Annotated in this window: 17 protein-coding genes; 2 read left to right on the top strand and 15 right to left on the bottom strand. The window is 74.0% G+C overall.

The features are described 5' to 3' along the window. Positions 1-23 precede the first annotated feature (23 nt). Both otnK and PV789_RS16090 read left to right on the top strand, forming a co-directional pair. Entirely contained in the window at positions 24-1,274 is a 1,251-nt protein-coding gene (gene otnK, locus PV789_RS16095) for a 3-oxo-tetronate kinase (RefSeq protein ID WP_274973386.1), read from the top strand. After that, positions 1,271-1,921 carry a class II aldolase/adducin family protein gene (locus tag PV789_RS16090; RefSeq protein WP_274973385.1) on the top strand — a complete coding sequence of 217 codons (651 nt, stop codon included), beginning with the start codon at positions 1,271-1,273 and terminating at the stop codon, positions 1,919-1,921. Before otnK ends, PV789_RS16090 begins: the two co-directional genes overlap by 4 nt. Before the next feature lie 132 nt (positions 1,922-2,053). Here the strand turns inward: PV789_RS16090 and PV789_RS16085 are convergent, their stop codons facing one another. From PV789_RS16085 to PV789_RS16015, 15 genes are all read right to left on the bottom strand, one after another. Further along, on the bottom strand, positions 2,054-2,920 hold the full coding sequence (locus PV789_RS16085) for an IS5 family transposase (protein WP_274973384.1): 867 nt from the start codon (positions 2,918-2,920) through the stop codon (positions 2,054-2,056). An 89-nt stretch (positions 2,921-3,009) separates the two neighbouring features. Next, the gene (locus PV789_RS16080; RefSeq protein ID WP_274973383.1) at positions 3,010-4,416 is read right to left on the bottom strand and encodes an alkaline phosphatase family protein; all 1,407 of its coding nucleotides are present in this window, start codon (positions 4,414-4,416) and stop codon (positions 3,010-3,012) included. 27 nt (positions 4,417-4,443) lie between these two features. Beyond that, positions 4,444-5,610 carry a metabolite traffic protein EboE gene (eboE, locus tag PV789_RS16075; protein ID WP_274973382.1) on the bottom strand — a complete coding sequence of 389 codons (1,167 nt, stop codon included), beginning with the start codon at positions 5,608-5,610 and terminating at the stop codon, positions 4,444-4,446. After that, the gene (locus tag PV789_RS16070; protein WP_274973381.1) at positions 5,607-6,482 is read right to left on the bottom strand and encodes a TatD family hydrolase; all 876 of its coding nucleotides are present in this window, start codon (positions 6,480-6,482) and stop codon (positions 5,607-5,609) included. The genes eboE and PV789_RS16070 overlap by 4 nt, the downstream gene beginning before the upstream one ends. Further along, positions 6,482-7,159, bottom strand: coding sequence for an EboA domain-containing protein (locus tag PV789_RS16065; RefSeq protein ID WP_274973380.1), 678 nt, complete (start codon positions 7,157-7,159; stop codon positions 6,482-6,484). Before PV789_RS16065 ends, PV789_RS16070 begins: the two co-directional genes overlap by 1 nt. Further along, positions 7,156-8,010 (bottom strand): sugar phosphate isomerase/epimerase family protein, encoded by an 855-nt coding sequence (locus tag PV789_RS16060; protein WP_274973379.1) that lies wholly within the window; start codon positions 8,008-8,010, stop codon positions 7,156-7,158. The genes PV789_RS16065 and PV789_RS16060 overlap by 4 nt, the downstream gene beginning before the upstream one ends. After that, a complete protein-coding gene (locus PV789_RS16055) occupies positions 8,007-8,885 on the bottom strand; it encodes an SCO3242 family prenyltransferase (protein ID WP_274973378.1) in 879 nt (292 codons plus the stop codon). Before PV789_RS16055 ends, PV789_RS16060 begins: the two co-directional genes overlap by 4 nt. Further along, positions 8,882-10,036 (bottom strand): inositol-3-phosphate synthase, encoded by a 1,155-nt coding sequence (locus PV789_RS16050; RefSeq protein ID WP_274973377.1) that lies wholly within the window; start codon positions 10,034-10,036, stop codon positions 8,882-8,884. The genes PV789_RS16055 and PV789_RS16050 overlap by 4 nt, the downstream gene beginning before the upstream one ends. Before the next feature lie 67 nt (positions 10,037-10,103). Beyond that, positions 10,104-10,841 (bottom strand): hypothetical protein, encoded by a 738-nt coding sequence (locus tag PV789_RS16045; RefSeq protein ID WP_274973376.1) that lies wholly within the window; start codon positions 10,839-10,841, stop codon positions 10,104-10,106. Positions 10,842-11,018: 177 nt separating this feature from the next. Beyond that, positions 11,019-15,353: a ThuA domain-containing protein gene (locus PV789_RS16040; RefSeq protein ID WP_274973375.1), complete on the bottom strand. Its 4,335-nt coding sequence runs from the start codon at positions 15,351-15,353 to the stop codon at positions 11,019-11,021. Between the two features lie 850 nt (positions 15,354-16,203). Beyond that, a complete protein-coding gene (locus tag PV789_RS16035) occupies positions 16,204-17,037 on the bottom strand; it encodes an ABC transporter ATP-binding protein (protein ID WP_274973374.1) in 834 nt (277 codons plus the stop codon). Continuing rightward, on the bottom strand, positions 17,034-18,068 hold the full coding sequence (locus tag PV789_RS16030) for a FecCD family ABC transporter permease (protein ID WP_274973373.1): 1,035 nt from the start codon (positions 18,066-18,068) through the stop codon (positions 17,034-17,036). Before PV789_RS16030 ends, PV789_RS16035 begins: the two co-directional genes overlap by 4 nt. Beyond that, positions 18,065-19,108, bottom strand: a complete 1,044-nt coding sequence (locus tag PV789_RS16025) for a FecCD family ABC transporter permease (protein ID WP_274973372.1) — start codon at positions 19,106-19,108, stop codon at positions 18,065-18,067. Before PV789_RS16025 ends, PV789_RS16030 begins: the two co-directional genes overlap by 4 nt. Continuing rightward, positions 19,108-20,145 carry an iron-siderophore ABC transporter substrate-binding protein gene (locus tag PV789_RS16020; RefSeq protein WP_274973371.1) on the bottom strand — a complete coding sequence of 346 codons (1,038 nt, stop codon included), beginning with the start codon at positions 20,143-20,145 and terminating at the stop codon, positions 19,108-19,110. Before PV789_RS16020 ends, PV789_RS16025 begins: the two co-directional genes overlap by 1 nt. A 370-nt stretch (positions 20,146-20,515) precedes the next feature. Next, complete coding sequence (locus tag PV789_RS16015) at positions 20,516-21,355, bottom strand: helix-turn-helix domain-containing protein (protein ID WP_274973370.1); 840 nt, start codon at positions 21,353-21,355, stop codon at positions 20,516-20,518. Positions 21,356-21,567: the final 212 nt, after the last annotated feature.

Below are 21,567 nucleotides of genomic sequence, written 5' to 3'. Positions count from 1 at the left end.
CCCGACCACAGGGAGTACCTCACATGGCGACCCTCGGCGTGATCGCCGACGACCTCACCGGAGCGACCGACGTCGCGATCGCCCTCACCGCGTCCGGCCACCGGACCACGGTCGTCCTGGACACGCGGGACCCCGGCGGCGCCGACCCCGTCGCCGCCGCGGCGGAGGGGGCCGACGCCGTCGTCGTGGCCCTGAAGTCGCGCACCACACCCGCCGACGCGGCGGTCGCGGCCTCGCTGGACGCCCTCGACCGGCTGCGGAGCGCGGGGTGCGAGCGGTTCTACCTCAAGTACTGCTCCACCTTCGACTCCACCCCGGACGGCAACATCGGCCCGGTCGCGGAGGCGGTCCTCGACGCCCTCGGCGAGGACGTCACGGTCGTCGCACCCGCCTTCCCCGCCAACGGGCGCACGGTCTACCGCGGCCACCTCTTCGTGGGGGACGACCCCCTCGACGAGTCCCCGATGCGCCACCACCCGCTCACGCCCATGACCGACTCCAGCCTCCCGCGCCTGCTCGCCCCCCAGGTCAGCGGCGGCGCGGACGACGTCGCGCTGGTGCCCTGGCCGGTGGTGGCCCGAGGGGCCGACGCGGTGCGCGGCGCCATCGCGTCCGCCAGCGCGCAGGGGGCCCGGTTCGTGGTCGTGGACGCCCTGACCGACGCCGACCTGCGCACGCTCGCCGACGCGACGCGGGACCTGCGCCTGCTGACCGGCGGCAGCGCCCTGGCCCAGGGGCTCACCGGCCCCCACGGGACCGGCCGCCTGCCGCTCACCCCGCCCCCGGGGCCGCGCGTCGTGCTCTCGGGCAGCGCCTCGCGGGCGACCCAGGGCCAGGTGCGCCACGCCCTCGCCCACGGCGGGGGACACCACCTGCTCCCCTCCGACCTGCGCCGGGACTTCGGTGCGACGGTGTCGCTGGCCGTGGAGCGCGCCCTGGAGGGCGGCGCGTCCCCGTTCGTGGTGTACGCGACCGCCGCGCCCGAACACGTCGTGGACACCGCCGACGCGCCGCTCATCGAGGAGGCGCTGGCCGAGATCGCCGCACGCCTGGTCACCGCGGGAGTGCGCGCTCTCCTGGTCGCGGGCGGCGAGACCAGCGGAGCCGTCGTGCGGCGCCTGGGCGTGGCCTCGCTCGCGCTGGGACCCGAGATCGACCCGGGCGTCGCGTGGACGCTCGGACACAGCGACGGCGAGGACGTCCAACTCATGCTCAAGTCCGGCAACTTCGGCCGCGAGGACCTGTTCGTCCGCGCCTGGGAGGGGGACAAGTGAACCGCGAAGCGCGAGAGGCGGCCCGGGAGCTGTGCGCGGTCGGGCGCCGCGCCGTCGAACTGGGGCTCAGCCCCGGCGCCTCGGGCAACGTGTCCGTGCGGGCCGGGGAACTGACCCTGATGAGCCCCACGGGGGTCTCCCTGCGCGACCTCGACCCCGAGGGCCTGTCCGTCCTGGACGGGGAGGGGGAGCACGTCGCCGGTCCGCCCCCCTCCAAGGAGTTCCCGCTCCACGAGGCGATGTACCGGCGGGTCGCGGACGCGGGCGCCGTCGTCCACCTGCACTCGCCGCACGCCTGCGCGGCCTCGTGCCTGCCCGCCTGGTCGGAGGCCTCCGCGCTGCCGCCCGTCACGCCCTACCTGGTCATGCGGGTCGGCCAGGCACCCCTGGTGCCCTACGCGGCGCCGGGCAGCGACCGGCTCGCCGACAACCTCTCCGGCCTGCCCGGGCGGTTCCGCGCGGCCCTGCTGGCCAACCACGGTTCGATCGTGGCCGCCGCCGGACCGGCGGCAGCCCTGGACGGCGCCGTCGAACTGGAGGAGGCCTCGCGCATCGTCGTGTCGCTGCGGGGGAGCGAGTTCTCCGTGCTCTCACCCGAGGACGTGCGCGAGCTGACCGGGCGCTACGGCACCGACTGGGACCTGTGACGACGGGGCGGGCGCCGCGCGGCGCCCGCCCCGTGCCCCTTCCGTGCCGCCCCGCGCGACGGGGACAGGGCGCCCCGGCACCGCACCGGCGGCGTCTCCGACCCGCTCAGTGACTGTTGGGTATGCGGGTGATTACACGGCCTGGTCGGCAGAGCGGTTGCTCCACCGCTCGCTCTGACCGGCCAGCCGTGTGGCCATCAACCGGATCATCGCGAGCTTGACCATGGCCTCCGAACCCGTGGTCAGACGTTCGTAATCGCGCGCCAAACGGCGGTTGCGCACCAACCAGGCGAACGTGCGCTCCACCACCCACCGGCGCGGCAGCACCTGAAACCCCCTGGCGTCGTCGCTGCGCCGGACGATCTGCACCACTAACCGGAACGTCTCATACGCCCAGGTGAGCAGGCCGCTGTCGACCTTGTTCGCGTACCCCGCGTCAGCCCATACCAGCCCCACCGTCGGGAACCGGGCCGCCAAGGTCTCCAAGACCCGGCGCCCACCGGGGCGGTCCTGGACCGAGGCCGAGGTCACCGCGACCACCAGCACCAACCCCAACGTGTCCACGACCAGGTGGCGTTTGCGGCCCTTGGTGCGCTTGCCCGCGTCGTAGCCGCGGTCGGTACCGCCCTCCCCGGTCAGGATCGACTGGGAGTCCAACACCGCCGCCGAGGGGTCCCGATCGCGGCCCGCCTCCTCGCGGACCCGGGCGCGCAGGGCGTCGTGGATCCGATCGATGGTGCCGTCGGCCCTCCAGGTGCGGTACCACCGGTAGGCGGCGTCCCAGGGGATCAGGTCGTGGGGGATCATCCGCCACTGGCAACCCGAGCGCAGCACGAACAGGATCGCGTTCCAGACCAGCCGGTCGTCGTATTTGCGGGGTGCTCCGCCTTTGGCTTGGTCGCGGACGGGCATGAGGGGCTCGATCACCTCCCAGACGGGGTCGGAGAGGTTGGAGGGGTAGCATGGGCGGGCGTCCCCGCCGGACTTGCATCTGCACACACAGCGCAATTCTGGCGGGGATGTTCTGTTCTCCCGCCAGCGACCCGGGCCGGTCACCTCACGCAACCACCCGCATACCCAACAGTCACTCAGACGGAGGAGGTGGACGGCCCCGCCGGTGCCGGCACACCGGCGAGACCGAGTATGAGGTCGCGGACCTCGGTGGCCGCGACGCGCTCCCGGGCGGAGCCGGGGTCGGAGCACAGCACCAGGGGACCGTCCTCGGGGTCGGCGTGCGCGCGCCCGTGGGTGCCGCGCACACAGCCCGGGTCGAGCGGGACCACGTTCATGGCGTAGCGCAGGCCGACCTTCTTGCGGGCGAGGTTGGCCGCCGCGCGCGCCTTGACCAGCCGGTCGGCGGGGTCCAGGAAGAGTTCGGCGGGGTCGTAGCCCGGCTTGCGGTGGATGTCCACGCCCCGCGCGAAGTCCGGCGCCGCCGCGTCGCGCAGCCAGTAGTAGTAGGTGAACCAGGCGCCCGGGTCGGCCACGAGGACCAGCTCGCCGGAGCGCTCGTGGTCCAGCCCGTGCCCGGCCTGCCCGTCGCGGTCCAGGACCAGGTCCACCCCCTCCACACCCTCCAGGAGGCGGGCGACCGCGGGCACGTCGCCGGGGTCGCGGACGTAGACGTGGGCGCACTGGTGGTCGGCCACCGCGAAGGCGCGCGACTCCCACGGGTCCAGGTACTCCATCCCGTGCTGGGTGTACACCTCCAGCAGTCCGGCCTCGCGCAGCACCCGGTTGACGTGCACGGGCCTGTCGGCGGGGGTGATGCCGTACTCGCTCAGGACCATCACGGCCGTGCCCGAGCGCTCGGCGTCGTCCAGCAGGGGCGCCAGGGCCGCGTCCATGTCGGCCACCGCCCGGCGTGCCTGCTCGGAGTCGGGTCCGTACCGTTGCAGGTCGTAGTCCAGGTGGGGGACGTAGCACAGGGTCAGGTCGGCTCGCGGCATCAGCCTGCGGGTCGCGGCCACGATCCACTCGGTGGAGCGCAGCGACGCGGTCGGCCCCCAGTACTGGAAGAGCGGGAAGGGCCCCAGCTCCGCGGTCAGCTCGTCGTGGAGGGCGGGCGGCCGGGTGTAGCAGTCGGGGGACTTGCGCCCGTCGGCGTGGTAGACCGGCCTGGGCGTGACGGTCCAGTCGGTGGTGGCGCCCATGGCGTACCACCAGCACACGTTCGCGGTGCGAAAACCCGGCCGGTGGCGCCGGGCGGTCTCCCACACCTTCTCGCCCTGGACCAGGCGGTTGTGCTGGCGCCACAGGTACACCTCGCCCAGGTCCCGGAAGTACCAGCCGTTGCCGACGGCGCCGTGCCCGGCGGGGGTCCGGCCGGTCAGGAACGTGGACTGGACGGTGCAGGTCACGGCGGGCAGGACGGTCTCCAGCGGGGCCTGCCAGCCCTTCTCGGCCACGGCGCGCAGCCGGGGCGCGTGCCGTAGCAGCCGGGGCGTGAGCCCGACCGCGTCGACCACGAGCAGGCGCGGTTCCTCCGTCGGCATGGGGGGTGTCCCTTCGGTTCGGGGGTGTCAGAGGACGGTCAGGCCGAGGTCGGTCAGGCGGTCGCGAGCCCAGGCCACCTCGGCGGCGATGCCCTCGGTGAGCCCCTTCCGGTCGGCGGGGCGCAGCTCCTTCGGCAGCACCGACCAGGTGTAGGTCTCCACCTCCACGTGGTCGGTGCGCGCGCCGCCGGGCCCCAGGAGGCGGCGCAGGGTCTCGGTGAGGTGGCCGGTGGTCCCGCGTAGCGGGGCGGTGGCGGGCGCGTGCAGGGGCACGTGGAAGTGGGTGCGCCAGGGCGCGCCGCCGGGCAGGGGAGCGGCGCCGCCCAGGGCCTCGTCCAGGTCGTCGCGGCCCTGCCGCGCCCCGTCCGCACCGCGTGCGCGCGTCTGGTGCAGGAAGCGGTCCTCGGTGAAGGCGGCGAGGGCCTCGCGCGCGGCCGGGTCGGTGGGGTCGGGGACCTCCACGGCCGCCGACGCCTGGGTCTTGACCACGGGCAGGCCCGCGCCGGAGAGCCGGTCCAGGGCCGCCCCCGGCTCCTCGAAGGCCGTCGCCAGGTGGCAGGTGTCCAGGCACACGCCCAGGTGCGGCGGCGGGTCCCCGAGCAGGCGGGCCGCGTCCCGGGTGGTCTCGACGACGCACCCGGGTTCGGGTTCCAGCCCCACCCGCACCGGGCGTCCCCGCCGCGCCAGGTCCTCCAGGGCGTCGGAGAGTTCGGCCAGGTGCGCGCGGGCGGCGGACAGGCGGCCGGGGTCCCACGGTTCTCGCCAGGCCAGGGGGAGGGTGGAGACGCTGCCCCGCGCGGCGTCGTCGGGCAGCAACCGCGCCAGCACCCGGGCGCAGTCCACCGTGTAGTCCAGCCGGGCCCGGTCGGTCCAGTCGGGGCGGTACACGGCCCGCTTGACCACGGGCGCGTGGAACCCGGTGTAGGGGAAGGCGTTGAGGGTCACCGTCTCCAGCCCGGCGTCCTCCAGCCCCGCGCGCAGCCGGTCGGTCAGGCGCGGGTCCGCCGCCAGCTCCCGGGCCAGCGGGGCGGGCAGCCACAGGCCCAGGCCGAGCCGGTCCGCGCCCAGGGCCTCGCGCACGCCGCCGCCGTGGACGCGGATCTGGCGCAGGACGCCGTCCAGATCCTCGGCGGGGTGCACGTTGGTGCAGTAGGCGAGGTGGACGACCGTTCCGTCGGGGTGGCGCAGCCTCACGCGGCACCTCCGCCCGCGCGCTCGCCGCGCAGCACCGAGTTCCCCGAGTAGGTCGCGGTGCGGTCGGCCCCGTGCACGTCGTCCAGCAGCAGGCGTCCGCTGCGGCCGTAGAACTCCACGGGGTTGTCCCAGAGCACGCGTTCGACGTCGCGTCCGGTGAAGCCCGCGGCGAGCATGGCCTCGCCGGTGCGCAGGGTGGCGAGCGGGTCGCTGCGGCCCCAGTCGGCGGCCGAGTTGACCACCATCCGCTCCGGGCCCCACTCCGACAGGACGCGCACCATGCGCTCCGGACTCATCTTGGTGTCGGGGTAGATGGAGAAGCCCAGCGTGCACCCCGACTCGTGCACCATGGCCACGGTGGCCTCGTTGAGGTGGTCCACGAGCACCCGCTCGGGCGCGATCCCCGACTCGGCGACCAGCCGGAGGGTGCGGCGGGTCCCGGCCGCCTTGTCGCGGTGCGGGGTGTGCACCAGGACGGGCAGCCCGAACTCCCCGGCCAGCTCCAGCTGGTGGCGGAAGGCCCTCTCCTCCTCGGTGGTGCCGGAGTCGAAGCCCACCTCGCCGACCGCCACCACGCCGTCCTTGGCCAGGTAGCGGGGGAGCAGGTCCAGCACCCCCGACAGGCGGGGGTCGTTGGCCTCCTTGGGGTTGAGCGCGATCGTGCAGTGGTGGCGGATCCCGAACCGCTCGGCCCGGAACCGCTCCCAGCCCACGAGGCCGTCGAAGTAGTCGCGGAACGAGTCCACGCCGGTCCGCGGCTGGCCCAGCCAGAACGACGGCTCGACCACCGCCCGCACCCCGGCGGCGTACATCGCCTCGTAGTCGTCGGTGGTGCGCGAGGTCATGTGGATGTGCGGGTCGAAGATACGCATCACGCCTCCGTTCGGTGGGTGTCCAGGCGGGCGGCCTGCCCGGGGAAGTGCCGCAGCACGAGGTGGACGTCGTCGGGGACCGGCCGCCCCGCCAGGACCCGCTCCTCGGCGTGGTCGGCGCACATGCGCGCCAGCTCCTCGTCGGCGCGGTCGGGCAGCCCGGCCGCCGACCCCAGGGGCACGCCGGTGAACAGGCACTTGAGGATTCCCTGGCGCCAGGAGTCGGCGTCGAGCAGGGCCGTCGCCGCGCTGGCGGCCGCCGCCGCGACCAGCCGGGTGTCGTTGGCGCGCATCGCGTCGGCCAGCAGCTCGCGCGCCGCACCGGCCACCTCCTCCCGGCCGCCGCCGAGCGCGTCGAGAGCGTCCAGGCCGCGCAGGACGGCGCGCCGCTCGCCCGCGTCGCCGTGGTGGTACAGGTCGCGGACCTCGCGGGCCAGCTCCGGCGGGGCCAGGGCCCCGGCCAGCGCGGACAGCAGCTCCACGCGCGCCATGTCCTCCAGGGTCGGCCCGGCCACCCCGTCGGGGTCGCCCGACGGACCGGCCCCGCGCGCCACGCTCCTGGCCGCCGCGGGGAAGAGCACGGCGATCCGCGCGGGCCGCTCGCGCACCTGCCCGACCTGGGCAGCCAGCGCCCCGCGCGCCGCGTCCGTGTCCAGGAAGGCGTACTCCCCGCTCACACCTCCGCCCTCCGCGCGCGGGAGTCGGCCAGCGCCCGCCTGAGGGCGCGGATCGACCGCTCGGCCACCAGGGGGGCGGCGTGCCCGTGCCGGGGCAGCTCCACCGACGCCAGGCCCCGGTAGCCGACCTCCTCCAGGGCGCCCAGGACCCCGGGCAGGTCGATCTCGCCCTCACCGAACTCCAGGTGCTCGTGCACACCCGGCCGCATGTCGTCCAGCTGGACGTTGGCGATCAGGGCCCCGGCCCGCCGGACCGCGCCCTCGGGGCCGTCCGGCTCGTTGCACACGCCGTGCCCGACGTCGACCGTCACCCGCAGCCGCGGCGGGTCGCCGAGCCGCTCGCGCAGCTCCAGCGCGTCGGCCACCCGTTCGGCGAACATGCCGGGTTCGGGCTCGAACGCGCAGTCCACGCCCAGGTCGCCGGCGGTGGCCAGGACCCGCTCCACGCCCGAGGTCAGCCGTGACCAGCCCTGCTCCCGGCTCGCCCCCGCCGGGAGAACGCCCGACCAGAAGGAGACGGCCTCGGCCCCCAGGTCGTCGGCGACGCGCACCGCGCGGCGCAGCAGGTCCACCCGCAGTTCGGCGCCCTCGTCGGAGACCAGGGTGGGCTCGTGCTTGCGGCGCGGGTCCATCAGGTAGCGGGCGCCGGTCTCCACGACCACCGCCAGCCCCAGTTCGGACAGCCGCCGGCCGATGCGGGCGGTGCGCGCGAAGGCGTCCGGCGCGAAGGGGTCCAGGTGCGGGTGGTCCAGCGTCAGCCCCACCCCCTCGTAGCCGAGGTCGGCGATCAGGGCCAGCGCGTCGTCCAGCCGGTGGTCCCAGAAGCCGTTGGTGCCGTATCCGAACCTCATGTGAACGACACCGCCTTGGACGCCCGCGCCGCCACGGGCGCGCCGACGGCGAGCGCGCACGCCGCGTCCGGCGCGCCGTACCCGGCCAGCAGGGCCGCCTGGAGCGGGATCATCCCCCGGATGCCCGCGCCCGTCGCCGCGCGCGCGTGGTGCGCCTCGGGTTCGACCAGCGCCCTGGCCTGCACGGACCCCACCCCCAGCGCGAAGACCCCCGCGAGCGCCCCCGCCAGGGCCCTGGCCGCGGCGTCGCCCGCCGCCCGTCCGGGCAGGGGCCGGGCGGGCGCGGCGGCGAGCGCGGCGCTGGCCAGGGTGCACAGCAGCGCCCCCGCCGCCACGCGGGGCCGCGTCCCGTGCACCTCGCCCCGGCTCAGGGCGGTCACCCCGAGCGTGTGGACGGCCAGCGCCAGCGCGGGCCTGGCCGCGTCGGCGGGGCGCGCGCCCGCGCCCAGCAGCACGTCCAGCCCCCGGGCCGCCGCCATGCCCAGCGGGGCCAGGGGCGTCCTCTTGAGGAGGAGGTCGTAGCCCCACACGGTGGCGGCCAGGGCCGTGCCCACCCCCGCCGCCCGGCGTCCGCCCGCCGCCGCGGCCAGGCCCACGCCCGTCGCGGTCAGCCCCGCGGCGACCGCCAGGGCCTCGCCGGGGCGCACCGCCCCCGAGGGGATGGGGCGTTCGGGCCGCTCGACCGCGTCCACCTCCCGGTCGGCGTAGTCGTTGAGGGCCATGCCCGCCCAGTACAGGCAGACCGAGGCGGCGGGCAGTGCCCAGGCCCCGGGGCCGCGCAGGCCCCCCGCCGCCGCGGCACCGGCCAGGGTGTCGCCGGGAACGCTCAGCGCCGCGGGCAGGCGCACCAGCCTCGCCAGGTCGCGCGCTCTCACTCGGCCTCCTCCGGTGCCGCGCACCAGGACGTCAGGGCCCGCCACTGTTCGGCCAGGCCGTGTTCGCGGGTGCCCACGGGGTCCTTGAAGAAGAACGCCAGCTCCGGCAGGGGACCCACCCGGCCCCGACGGTGGGCGTGGGCGGTCAGCCGCGCCAGGTCCAGCACCAGGGGCGCGGCCAGCGCGGAGTCGTAGCCCGACCAGGTGAACTGCAGGGTCATCCGCGCCCCCAGGAACCCCTCGAACGAGACGTGGTCCCAGGCGACCTTGGCGTCGCCCAGGTCGGGGACGTAGTCGATGTGCAGGGGCCCGTCCGGGCCGTGGCCCAGCATGTGCTCCAGACCCCGCGCCTTGGACGCGAGCTTGCTCTCGGCGTTGGCCGGGTCGGCCAGGGTGGCGCCGTCGCCGCCGCCGAGCAGGTTGAGCGAGGACCACGAGCGCACGTGCAGCGCCCGGGCGGCGAACATCGGCGCGAGCGCGCTCTTGACCAGGGTCTCCCCGGTCTTGCCGTCGCACCCGGCCCACGGCACCCCCGAACGCTCGGCGAGCCGCGCCAGGGCGGGCAGCCGGGGCCCGGTGTTGGGCGTGAACTCCACGAACGCGCAGCCCGCCCGCAGGGCCGCGTAGGCGTACGCGGAGCTGGCCGGGATCCGCGCGGTCCCGGCGTCCAGGGCCGCCTCCAGGGCGTCGGCGTCGGTGTGCTCGGCGTGCGGTTCGGGCCGGGGCTCGGTGCTGGACAGGTCCACCACCACGACGCGTTCGAGCGCCTCCCGTTCGGCGAACTCGCGCAGGTCCGCCTCCAGGCGGTCCACGTCGCGGCGCCCCACCCCGGCGGTGGCGGCGTGCAGGCCCCGGCGCAGGCGGTGCTCGGTCCGGTCCAGTTCGTCGGCGAAGGCCGGCGGCAGGTGCGCGGGCAGCACCCCCGCCCGGGCCAGCCGCTCGGCGTTCTCGCACAGGCGGATCTCGGAGACGTCGTGGCCGCCGAAGACCAGGTCGCCGATCCCGGGCAGGCGCGCCGGGGCGAACTCGGGGCGCTCGGTCACGCACCCCGTACTCCCCGACGCCCCGGACCGCACCGCCAGGGCTCCCAGGACGGCGGTGGTCGCCACCGACCCCCGCGCCCCGATCAGCCATACTCCGACTCGCGTCAACGCATGCTCCCCTCTGCGTGCCTCCGGGTGTTCCGGAACCGTGTGGTCACTGGTCACTGGTCACTGGTCACTGGTCGCCGCTGTCGGCGCCGCCCTCCGCGGGCGCGCCGCCCTCGCCGGGCTCGGCCCCGTCGGGTCCCAGGGCGCCGCTGCCGGGCGCCGCGGGCAGGTACAGGTGGACGTGGCCGTGGCCGGACTCGACGCTGACCATGTCCAGCTGGGTGGCCGCCACCGACCAGCCGCGCACCGCCTGGGTGCGCAGGTCTCCGGCCAGTTCGAGCAGTTCCGCCCGCTGTCCGTCCTGGGCACGCTCGGCGTTGGAGTAGGCGACGACCGCCGACCCCAGCAGGTCCACGGCGTTGGACAGCCCCGCGTGCGCGACGTTGTGGCCGCTGTTGCCGGAGGGGGCGTCCTCGAAGTGGACCGCCGCCTCCTGGACGGTCTCCAGCCAGGAGTCGACCTTCCCGGAGTCGGGGGCCTCCCCGGCGGGGGTGGAGCCGTCGGGCGGCACGGCCGCGTCCAGGCTCTCCACCACGGGCACCAGCTGCCCGTGCGCGGCGGTGGTGCGCTCGACGAGCTGGTCGACCTGCGCGCGGTCGCGCTGCTGCGCGGAGGCCTGGAGTTCGGCGACGCGCGTCGGGTCGGGGGCGGTGTGGTCGTCACCGGTGAAGGTGAGGACGAGGACGCCGACGAGGGCGGCGACCACCAGGAGGGATCCGGCGGTCAGCCACCAGGTGAGCCTGGGCGGGGGAGCCTGCGTCCCGCTGGACGGGTCGGGGGAGGAGGGGGCCTTCTTGGCGGACACCGTGACACCTTCTTCTCGTCGTACCTGGGGGCCGGACGCCGCGACGTCGCGCTCCTTTCCGGCGGGGCGCCACCGCGGGGGGCGGCGGGGCCGGCCGCGACCGGCCCCGCCTTGGTCACGGGACCCCCGGCGGACGCCGTCCCCACCAGGGGGCGGGCGCGCGCCGGAGGCGTCCCGTCACTCGTCGTCGATGAGCGGACGCAGCCTGTCGGCCAGTTCCAGCAGCTCCTCCCTGGCGGCCTCGTCGGCCACCGCCTCGGCCACCCCGACGAACCGGTCCAGGGCGAGCGTGGCCTGCCCGGTCCGGCCGACGTTCAGGTGGTGTTCGGCCAGCTCCAGCTGCGGGGTCAGCCGACGCGCCTCGGACACGGTCAGCGCGCCGTCTGCCTCCAGGGCGTCGACGCGCTCCTGGACCTCGGCGAACGTGACCGGTTCGACCGCGTCCAGCTCCTGGACCAGGACGTCGCGGAAGAGCACCCGGTCGGCGTCGCCGTGGTTCTGCAACCCGATGTGGCCCGAGGACAGGTCACGCGCCGGGTCGGTGCTCTCGAACTCGTTCACCAGCTCCCCGTTGATCCACACGCGGATCATGGGGTCGGCCACCTCGATCTCCATCTCGTTCCACTCGCCGACCCGCGCGGGGTGGGAGTCGGCCGCCTGGAAGTCGTAGACGGCGCCGGTCTGGTGGATCGGGTCGCCGTCGGGCGCCCCGTAGCCGTCGATCTGGATCTCGTAGCCCTCGTCGACGGCGACCCAGGGGTCGTCCCCGGGCTCGGGGAAGCCGACGAAGACACCGGAGTTGTCCGTCTCCTCGGAGGCGAGGAAGTCCAGCTTCAGCCGGTAGGACTCCAGCTCCGTCTCGTGCCAGAGCAGCCCCATGCCGCCCTGGGTCTCCAGGGCGCAGCCCTCGCCGTCGTCGACGACGCCGAACCCACCCGGGCCCGCCATGGCCCATCCGTCGAGGGTCTGGCCGTCCCACAGGGGGGTGTAGCCGTCCTCTGCCCCGGCCGGGGCGCACTCGGGCGGCTCGGTGCCGCCCGCCTCGACCGTGATGGTGGCGGTTTCGGAGGCGCCGGTGTTGCCGTCGCCGTCCGTGGCCACGGCGCTGACCTCGTACTCGCCCGCGGCGGCCCCCTGCCAGGCGGCCGTGTAGGGGCCCTCGGTCACCGTGGCGACGACCTCCTCGCCCACGAGGAAGTCCACCTTCTCCACACCGGCCTCGGCGTGGTCGGTGACCTCGGCGGAGAGGGGGACGTCCTCGCCCTCCTCGAAGACCGCGCCGTCCTGCGGGCTGGTCAGCTCGGTCTGGGGACCGTGCTCGCCGTGGCCGTCCAGGACCGCCTCGAAGTAGTTGACGTTGAACAGGCCGTCCTCGACGGCGGGACCCTCACCGTCGTAGACCAGGTACAGCGTGAAGGTCTCCCCGGGGTCGGTGACGTCCATGGTCACGTCGGTCCACTCCTGCCAGCCGCCGGTGGAGGGCACGTCGACGCTGCCGATCAGTTCGCCGTCGGGGGAGTTCACGCGGGCCTCGATGGTTCCGCCCGCCCCGGCGGAGGCGACCCGGAACTCCATCTGCTCGACCCCGACCAGGTTGGTCGTGTCGTAGGCCGTCCAGTCGCCGTGGCCGATGTGGCTGACGTTGACCAGGCCGCCCTCGGCGTCCGTGGTGGGTTCGGTCTGGACCCCCTCGCTGTCGGTGAAGTACTGCGCCTGGGTGCGGGCGGGCTTGAGGGTGACGCCGTCGCTTCCGGTGAGGCCGGGCGCCCCGTCCCCGCCGGAGTCGGTGTACTCAGCCTCCAGCACCCAGAAGATGTTCATGTCGTGCCCGTGGCCGCCGTCGACCTCGGTGATGCTGATGTCCTCGCAGCTGTCGTACTGGGTCCACGGGTGGGCGTGCCGGTCGTGGCCGAGCGAGGCCGTGACCGCGACGTCGCCGCAGTCGACGCCCTTGCCCACGGAGCCGTCCTCGGCGTCCGCCACGTCCACGTTGAAGGGGATCTGGTCACCCCAGTGGAAGAACTGGCCGTCCCGCGGGGTCTGGAAGGAGACCTCGGGCGCGGTGTTGCCCGCGGTGACCGTCGTGGTGGCGGTGCCCGTGCGCCCCTCGCTGTCGGTCACGGTGAGAACGACGGTGTATTGGCCCGCCTCCTCGAAGGTGTGGGTGGGCGAGACCTCGGTCGAGGTCTGGCCGTCGCCGAACGACCACGCGTACTCCAGGGGCAGGCCGCCGGGGTGGCTGGAGCCCTCCGCGGAGAACTCCACCTCCAGCGGGGCCGGTCCCGAGGTCGTGGAGGCGCTGATGTCGGCGACCGGGGTGGTCCCGCCGCCGGTGTAGTCGATGCGCGACAGCGCCGAGTCGTCGGCCCCGCCGAAGTAGCCGGACCCGTACTCCAGCACGTACAGGGAGCCGTCCGGGCCGAACTCCATGTCCATGGGGTTGGCCAGGCTGATGTTCGGGACGGTCTCGGTGATGTCCAGGACCTGGCCGTCGTCGCCCAGGTGCACCTGCTTGATCCAGTCGCGGTCCCACTCGTAGAACAGCGGGATGCCGTCGTAGTACTCGGGCCACTTGGTGTCCGACTCCAGTTCGGGGTCGAACTGGTAGGCGGGGCCGCCCATCGGGGCGCCGCCGCCCGTGCCCAGCTGCGGGAACTCCTCCGACTCCTCGTAGCTGTACCAGATCGAGGCGGGGGTGACGGGGGGCAGTTCCGCCAGGCCGGTGTTGCGCGGGGAGTCGTTCACCGGCGCGGAGCAGTCGAACTCCTCGCCGGAGGTCCCCGTCGTGAAGTCGTAGTCGACGAACGCGCTGTTGTTGCCGATGCAGTAGGGCCAGCCGATGTTGGCGGGCTCGGTGATGGCGTGCCAGGAGACCGTGTTCTGCGGTCCCCGTTCGGGGTCGGGCTCGTTGGAGTCGGGCCCGTAGTCGCCCAGGTAGACGGTGCCGTCCTCCTCGTCCACCGTGAACCGGAACGGGTTGCGCAGGCCCATGGCGTAGATCTCGGGCCGGGTCTGCTCGCCGCTGTACTCCTCCGGCGGGAAGAGGTTGCCCTCGGGGATCTCGTAGCCGCCGTCGTCGGTGGGCGTGATCCGCAGCAGCTTGCCGCGCAGGTCGTTGGTGTTGGCCGAGCTGCGCTGGGCGTCGAAGGCGGGGTTGCGCGACTCGCGCTCGTCGATGGGCGTGAAGCCGTCCGACCCGAACGCGCTGGTGTCGTCGCCCGTGGCCAGGTAGAGGTTGCCCTCGGAGTCGAAGTCGATGTGGCCGCCGACGTGGCAGCACATGCCCCGGTCGGTCCCGACCTCCAGCAGGACCTGCTCGCTGTCCAGGTCCAGGGCGGGGGTCTCCCCGTCCGTGAACTGGAAGCGGGAGAGGCTGTTGTGGCCCTCGTAGGGCTCGAAGTCCTCCGGGGAGCCGTCCGCGGGCGCCTCACCCGCGGGGATGCCCTCGATCACGGGCGCGTAGTACAGGTACACCCACCCGTTCTCCTCGAAGTCCGGGTCCAGGGCGACGCCCTGCAGCCCGTCCTCGTCGTGGTTGTACACCGGGACCTGGGCGATCAGCTCGGTGGTGTGGGTGTCGGGGGACCACAGCCGCACGTCGCCGCCGCGGGTGATGTGCATCACGCGGCCGTCGGGCAGGACCGCCAGGCCCATGGGCTCGCCCACGGAGTCCTCGCCCTGCGCGAGGGTGACCTTCTCGAAGTTGTCCCACTGCGTGGCGCCGCAGTCGCCCTCGGCGGTCCCGGCCGCCCACCGCAGTCCGCCGAGCAGGTGCTGGGTGAACTCCGGTTCGGAGTAGGACTCGACGGTGTGGCCGCCGCCGGTGTACCAGGACCGGCCGCCGTCGTAGGCCTGACACCAGGCGATCGGGTGGTCCCACCCCATCTGGCCCCCGGGGTCGACCTGGTCGGCGTAGGAGTCCTCGTCGAGTCCGGCCAGGACGTGCACGTCACCGCGCGGGGACAGGTCGAAGTCGTACCACTCGTCGTGGCGCTCCCAGCTGGCCGGCAGGTGCTCGGTGGAGGGGTGCACCCTGTCGTTGACCACCACCTGGGCGTCCTGCGTGCCCGGCGGGTGGCTGGCGAAGTAGCCGCCGACCAGGTCGCCGTACCACTCCCAGTCGTAGTGGGTGTCGGAGGCGGAGTGGACGCCGACGAAGCCGCCGCCGTCCTGGATGTAGCGCTCGAAGGCGCCCTGCTCCTCCTCGTTGAGCACGTCGCCGGTGGTGGAGAGCCAGATCACCGCGTCGTAGGCGGCCAGCTCCTCGTCGTTGAACACCGAGGAGTCCTCGGTGTGCGCGGTCTGGAAGCCGTGTTCCTCGCCCAGCGCCTCGATGAGCGCGACGCCGTGGGGGATCGAGTCGTGCCGGAAGCCGGTGGTCTTGGAGAAGATCAGCGTGTTGAACGCGTCCTCGCCGGTCTCGTCGGCGTACGCGACCGGTGCGGTCAGCGTGAGCGCCATGGCGACACCCGACGCGAGCGCGCCGAGTGTCAGCAGGGGTCTCTTCTTCATACGGAACCTCACCTGGGGGGTGGGAGTGAATCGATGAGTCCGTGCGGCGTGCCGGCGCCGACGGCAGGGGCGGCCCGGTGGTCGTGCGGCCCGGTGGGGCCGTGTGGCTGCGACCGGTGGGCTGACGGGGAATTCCTGCTATCAGGTGCGGGAAGCGGGGGTGCCGCCTCATCGCTCTCAGCCCATACCGGCTCCTTTCCTCGCTGGCCCTGCCGGAGGCGGACGACGCGGTGGCCGGGAATCGGGGCCGCGGGGCCCGTCAGCGTTCCGCCCACGTCTCGGAGGAGGAGGCCCGACGGGTCGCCGCCGCCGGGCTTCACTTGGTGCGGGAGGGGCAGCTCTTCGTAACCGGGAGAGTCCATGCCGACGGTCCGAAGACGCCACATAGCCCAACCCTTGTGACCTGCCTCACCTGCTGCCTCGAACCGTACGTCGGGCTTATGTCGATCGTCAAGCAGAAGTTGTCGGTGCAGGTCGCAATAGGTGGAGTCCGGTCATCCAATAGACCCGGGTTCGCAGGTGGGCCCGGCGGGTGCTTTTCCCGAGGTCGTGGGCACGCTCCGCAGCACGCCCCGGACGCCGGTGTTCACCCGGTGTACGGGGGGAGTTCCGAGAGGAGACACCGGTGGAGCCTCGTGCCGGTGCCGACGCCCGCCGGTACGCCCTCGCGTCCGCGCGGCGCGGTCGGCGTCCGGGGCGGGCCCGGCCGCGGCGGACGGCGGCCCGGGGCGCGAGTACGCCGCCGCGCCCCGGGCAGGGGCGCGGCGGCGCTCGGCGAGACCGCGCGGGGTTCGCGGGCCCGGGACCGAGGAGGTCCCGGCGGGCGACACCGGTTGCGCGACGGGGCAGGTCACTCCGTGAGCTGCTCCTCCCCGCGTTCGGCCCGGGCGCTGTGGTGGCGGCCCAGGGGCAGCATGAGGGGCCTGCCCGACGTGGGGTCGGTGATCACCTCGCTGCGCAGGCCGAACACGGCGTGCACCGTCTCGGGGGTGAGCACCTCCTCGGGCGCGCCCGCCGCGTGCAGCCGACCGGACGCGAGCGCGATGAGGTGGTCGGCGTAGCGCGCGGCCAGGTTGAGGTCGTGCAGGACCAGCACGATCGTCGTCCCCAGCGAGCGGTTGAGGTCGGTCAGCAGGTCCAGCACCTCGACCTGGTGGCTGACGTCCAGGAACGTGGTCGGCTCGTCCAGCAGCAGCAGGTCCGTGCGCTGGGCCAGGGCCATCGCGATCCACACGCGCTGGCGCTGCCCGCCGGAGAGCTCGTCCACGGGCCTGTCGGCCAGGTCCACCGTCCGCGTCGCCTCCAGCGCCTCGGCCACGGCCTCGTCGTCCTCCCGGCTCCACCGCGAGAGCATCCGCTGGTGGGGGTGGCGGCCCCGCCCGACGAGGTCGCTCACGGTGATGCCCTCCGGGGCGATCGGCGACTGCGGCAGCAGCCCGAGCGTGCGCGCCAGCTCCTTGGACGGCAGGCGGTGCACCTCCTTGCCGTCCAGCAGCACGTGCCCGACCCGGGGCGCGAGCAGCCGCGACATCGAGCGCAGCAGGGTGGACTTGCCGCACGCGTTGGCGCCCACGATCGCGGTGATCCTGCCGGGCGGGATGGTCAGGTCCAGCGACTCGATGACGACGCGGTCCTTGTAGCCGAGCGTCAGGTCCTCGACGAGCAGCGAATGGGCCGTGGTCAAAGCGAGCCTCCCACGCGGTTGGTGCGGACGATCAGGTAGACGAGGTAGGGGGCGCCGAGCACGCCGGTGACGACCCCGACCGGGTAGCGGGTCCCGAAGGCGTACTGAGCGCACAGGTCGGCGACCAGGATCAGCAGCGCCCCCACCAGCGCCGAGGGCACCAGTAGCGAGCCGTTCGGCCCCACCAGGCGCGCCGCGATCGGCCCCGACAGGAAGGACACGAAGGCCACCGGCCCCGCCGCCGCGGTCGCGAAGGCGATGAGCCCCACCGCCCCGACGATCGCGACGAGCCGGGTCAGGTCCACGCGCACGCCCAGGGCCGAGGCGGTGTCGTCGCCCAGCTGGAGCGCGGACAGGTTGCCCGACTGGGACAGGAGCACGGGGGAGAGGACTACCAGCGCGACCAGCACCGGGACGGTCTGGTCCCAGCTGGCGCCGTTGAGGCTGCCGGTCAGCCACCGCATCGCCTCCTGCAGGTCCCACTGGGCGGCCTGGTCCAGGATGTAGTCGGTGACGCTGGTGAGCATGGCCGCGATGCCGATGCCGACCAGGATCAGGCGCGTCCCGGCGACCCCGTCCTTGAAGGACAGCGCGTACACGGCCAGCGCCACGAGCAGGCCCGCCCCGATCGCGAAGGCCGACACCCCGGCCTCGCCGAGCGAGAGCACCACGATCGCGAACACGGCCGCCGCGCTGGCCCCCGCGCTGATGCCGATGATGTCCGGGCTGGCCAGGGGGTTGCGCAGCATGGTCTGGAACGTCACGCCCGCGAGCCCGAAGCACAGCCCCGCCGCCACCGCGAGCACGGCCCGCGGCAGCCGGAGCCGCCCCACGGTGAACGAGGCGCCGGGCACGTCCTGGCCCAGGACCACCCGCACGACGTCGCCGGGCGGGTAGAAGGTCTGCCCGACCATCAGGGACAGGGCGAACACGAGGACGATCGCCACGGCCAGGGCGGCGATCACGACGCGCCGCCGGTAGGCGCGGCGCACCCGGCCGCGGGCGACGGTCTCGACGGTGGAGGCGCTCAAAGGGCACGCACCTTCTGACGGCGGACGATGTAGATGAAGAACGGGGCGCCGATCAGCGCGGTCACGATCCCCACGTCGATCTCCGCGGGGCGCGCCACGATGCGGCCGACCACGTCCGCCGCGGTCAGCAGGGCGGCGCCGGTGAGCGCCGAGAACGGGATCAGCCACCGGTGGTCCACGCCCACGAGCAGGCGGCACACGTGGGGGACGACGAGGCCGACGAAGCTGATCGGGCCGGTCACGGCGGTGCTCGCGCCGCACAGCACGACCGCGCCGACGAAGGCCGCGCCCCGCGCGAGGGCGACGCGCTCGCCCAGGCCCGCGGCCAGCTCGTCGCCCAGGGCCAGGAGGTTGAGCGCGCGCGCCGACAGCAGGCACACGACGAACCCGGCCAGGAGGAAGGGCAGCACCTGCGAGACGCTGTCGAAGGTCCCGCCGCCCACGCCGCCGATCTGCCAGGACCTGGCCCCCTCGGCGATGTCGGCGCGCGGGAGCATGACGGCCCTGATGAAGGAGGCCAGCGCCGCGGTGGTCGCCGCCCCGGCCAGGGCGAGTTTGAGCGGTGTGGCACCGCCCCGCCCCAGGGAGCCGATGGTGTAGACGAACACCGTGGTCAGCCCCGCGCCGACGATCGCCACCCACACGAAGCTGGTCGCGGAGGCCAGGCCGAAGTAGGCGATGCCCGCGACGACGGCGAGCGAGGCGCCCATGGTCACGCCCAGGATGCCCGGGTCGGCCAGCGGGTTGCGGGTCACGCCCTGCATGACCGCCCCCGCCACGCCCAGGGCGGCTCCGGCGAGCACGGCCAGCAGCGTGCGGGGGATGCGCTTGGCCACCGCGGCCTGGTCGAAGTTCTCGGTCGCGCCGCCGAAGGCCGCCACGACGGCCGTCCAGGGCACGTCGCGCGAGCCGACCACGACCGAGGCGAACATGAGCGCGACCAGTGCGCCCAGCACCACCAGCAGCCACAGGGCCTTGCCGCGCCTCGGGCGCCGCACGACGGCGGCGCCCGAGACGGCGGTCGAGGTGTCCGTCGCCACTACTGAGCCTCGTCAGCGGCCTCGGCGAGGAGCGACAGGTAGTCGTCCAGGACCCACGAGATCGACAGCGGGGTCGGGTTCGCGGCCGTGCCCAGCGGGTCGTCACCGGGGAGGTTGACGACGGAGCCGTTCTCCACGGCGGGCATCTGCGACAGCAGCGGGTCGCCCTCCAGGGTCTGCACCAGCTCCTCGCCGCCGTAGGTGACGATGATGTCCACGTCGTTGAACGCGTCCGCCTGCTCGGCGCTCTGGCTCAGGGAGAACTGGTCGGTCTCGGCGGAGGCGGTCGCGATGCTCTCCGGGGTCTCCAGACCCAGGTCCTCGAAGAACAGGGCGCGCGTGTCGTGCGTGGTGTAGAAGCTGACCTCGCTCAGGTCCGTGGTGTCCACGTGGGTCAGGAACATCGCGGACCGGCCCTCGAACTGCGGGTACTCCGCGACCGAGTCCTCGATCTCCTGCTCCAGGCCGGCGATCAGCTCCTCGCCCTCGGCCGCCATGCCCAGGGCCTGGCTGTTGAGCTCGATCATCTCCCGCCACGGCGTTCCCCAGGCGGTCTCGGGGTAGGCGACGACGGGGGCGATCTCGCTGAGCGTGTCGTAGTCCTCCTGGGTGAGCCCGGAGTAGGCGGCCAGGATCACGTCCGGCGCGGTGTCGGCGACGGCCTCGAAGTCGATGCCGTCCGTCTCGTCGAACAGGACCGGGGTCTCCGCGTCCAGCTCGGTGAGCTTCTCCTCGACCCAGGGCAGCACGCCGTCGCCGTTGTCGTCGCCGAAGTCGGCGGAGGCCATGCCGACCGGCACGACCCCCAGGGCCAGCGGGACCTCGTGGTTGGCCCAGTTCACCGTCGCGACCCGCTCGGGCTTGGACTCGATGGTCGTCGTGCCGAGCGCGTGCTCGATGGTGACGGGGGTCCAGTCCCCGGAACCGCCGTCCTCCCCGCCGGAGGAGTCGGAGGAGCTGTCGGAGGAGCAGGCGGCGAGCGCGACGGTGAGCAGCGCGGCGCCGGAGAGCGCGGCCAGCCTTGAAACGCGGGGCATGGTTTCCTTCCCATTGCGGCCGTGGGGCCTCTTGCGGCCCTCGGGCCTCAGCCATGGCGGTGCCATGGTCCGGCTCCCGCACCGCCCCGGCGCGCACACGGGGGTGTGCGTCCGGGAGGGGACCGGTCGGGGCGGGTCGCGTGGGGACAGGGGTCCAGGGGTGCGCGACGCCGACCCGACCGCGGCGATGCCGAGAGATTAGGTTTGCCTAACCGAATTTAGGGTGTCCTTGGTGGGTTCGCAATCGCGTAGATGCGACATCTTTTATAGCGATTCGGACAAGCGGGGTGTGGCGGGGGAGTCTGGAGAGCTGGGTGGGGCCTGTGTTGCCGATCCTGCCGCGGGAGCTGAAACGCTGTCCCCGCAGAGCTCACAGGGCGCGGAAGCGGCCCGGACTCAGACCCGTGACCCGTCGGAAGGCCGCGCCGAACGCGCTCGCCGAGTGGTAGCCCACACACACCGCCACCTCGTCGATCTCGTCCCCCCGCGCGAGCATCGTCACCGCGTGCTGCACGCGGGCTGTGGCCAGCCACTGGCTGAACCCCAGGCCCGTCTCGGCGCGGAACGCCCGGGTGACGGTACGGGTGCTCACGCCCAGCCGCGCCGCCCACACGGCCAGGGTGGTGGTGTCGGCGGGGTCCTCGCGCACGGCGGCGACGATGGGGGCCAGCAGCGGCGACTCGGGGATGTGCAGGATCAGCTCGCGCCGGGCCGGGGCGAGGATGTCCAGCACCATCGCCTCGGTCCGCGAGCGCTCGTCCGCGGTGAGCCCCTCGGCGTCGAGCCGGTCGAGCAGGAGCCGCAGGAGCGGGGTGACCTCCATGGCCACGGGTTCGTCGGAGATCGAGGGCACCGCGTGGACGCCGAACTGCGCGGCGCGGTGCCAGGTCCCCGCGGGGGTCCACCCGGAGTGGCGCGTCCCGGCCGGGAGCCACAGGCCGACCGTGGGGGTGATCGTCCAGACCCGCGTGCCGACGGTGGCGGAGGAGGCGCCCCGCTGGTTCCAGAGCAGTTCGTGCGTGGGGTGCGAGTGCTCCTCCCAGAACGTGTCCCGGGGGATGATCTCGGCGCTGCCCATGACGACGAAGGGCACCTCGATCTCGCCGGCGGCGTAGGAGGGGAGCCTGCGGCTGTCGATCGCCTCGCGCCGCGGGGTTTCGGCGGGACGGAGTCGAGTCGCCAAGCCCGGCCGGGTGTCTCGTTTGACCACGTCGTCCAGGTTAGGCGCCGGCGGGCGCCGCGGTGGCGGTGACCCCGCTCCGTCCCGCGGGCCGTGCTCCAGCGCCGGAGCGGCTGTTCCGGGGGCCCGGGGGAGGGGCGCGCCGAGGACCGCGTTCCCGTTCCCCGGCTCCGCGCGAACCCCTTGACCTCAATAAAAGTTGAGGTTTCAGAATGGGGGCCACCACTCACGACACGAAGGAG

Source organism: Nocardiopsis camelliae, from assembly GCF_028993595.1.
GTDB lineage: Bacteria > Actinomycetota > Actinomycetes > Streptosporangiales > Streptosporangiaceae > Nocardiopsis > Nocardiopsis dassonvillei.
Note: the sequence above shows the minus strand (reverse complement) of the source record. Positions and strands in the feature narration are given on the sequence as shown.